Raw genomic sequence first — 1,024 nt, 5'->3', positions numbered from 1 at the left:
TCTAGCCGCACCAAAAATTCGATTTGGCATGTGCAGTGCAGCCGGATCAAGACCTCCCGACAATGTTCTTGCACTCGGCGGAACAGTAAGATTATATGCCCTTGCAAGTCTTGTAATACTATCCAACAAAATCATGACATCTTTTTTATGCTCTACCAGACGTTTTGCACGCTCGATCACCATCTCTGATACGCGTCTGTGATGTTCCGGCAGCTCATCAAATGTAGAATAGATCACTTCTACATTCTCCCCTGTAATTGCTTCTTTGATGTCTGTTACTTCTTCCGGACGCTCGTCAATCAGAAGAATCAGCAGATGCATCTCCGGATTATTTTTCAAAACAGACTGTGCCACCTGCTTTAACAACGTTGTCTTACCCGCTTTCGGCGGAGACACAATCATACCACGTTGTCCTTTTCCGATTGGCGATAACAAATCTACAATTCTCATCGCCGTACTGCTCTGTCCATTTTCAAGACGCAGTCTTTCATTCGGGAAAATCGGTGTCATGTCTTCAAAATTCGCTCTTTTTGTCGCCTCACTCGGAGAAACTCCATTAATCTTTGTAAGATACAAAAGGGCGCTGAATTTTTCCGCCTGTGTCTTGATTCTTGTATTTCCAGAGATGATATCTCCAGTCTTCAACCCAAATCTGCGGATTTGAGACGGAGAAACATATACATCATTCTCTCCGGGCAGGTAATTGTCACTTCGAATAAACCCATATCCATCCGGGAGCACCTCTATAATTCCATGTGCTGCCATGCCGCTGTCAAGCTGCTCAATGTCTGCCACACCAGCCTTTTCATTCTTGATTTCCTCTTTTACTTCTTTTACTTTATCTTTTTCATCCTGTTCCAGCATCAGTTCTATCAGCTCTGATTTTTTCATAGTGCTGACACCTTTTAATTTTCTCGCTTTTGCTATATCTCTTAATGCTGCTAGTGACAGAGATTCATACTTTTCTCTCATACTTACATCCTTTCTCTATTCAAATACCATACTGTGGGATTTCACTGTCTGA

1 protein-coding gene is annotated in these 1,024 nt (G+C 42.5%); it reads right to left on the bottom strand.

The window, feature by feature from the left end; all coding sequences use genetic code 11:
- Positions 1 to 972, bottom strand: a 972-nt coding sequence (gene rho, locus KH180_RS16735; RefSeq protein ID WP_290762540.1) for a transcription termination factor Rho, incomplete at its 3' end; no start/stop codon positions are given.
- Between the last annotated feature and the right edge of the window lie 52 nt (positions 973 to 1,024).

Source organism: Anaerostipes sp., assembly GCF_018381315.1.
Classification (GTDB): Bacteria; Bacillota; Clostridia; order Lachnospirales; family Lachnospiraceae; genus Anaerostipes.
Note: the sequence above shows the minus strand (reverse complement) of the source record. Positions and strands in the feature narration are given on the sequence as shown.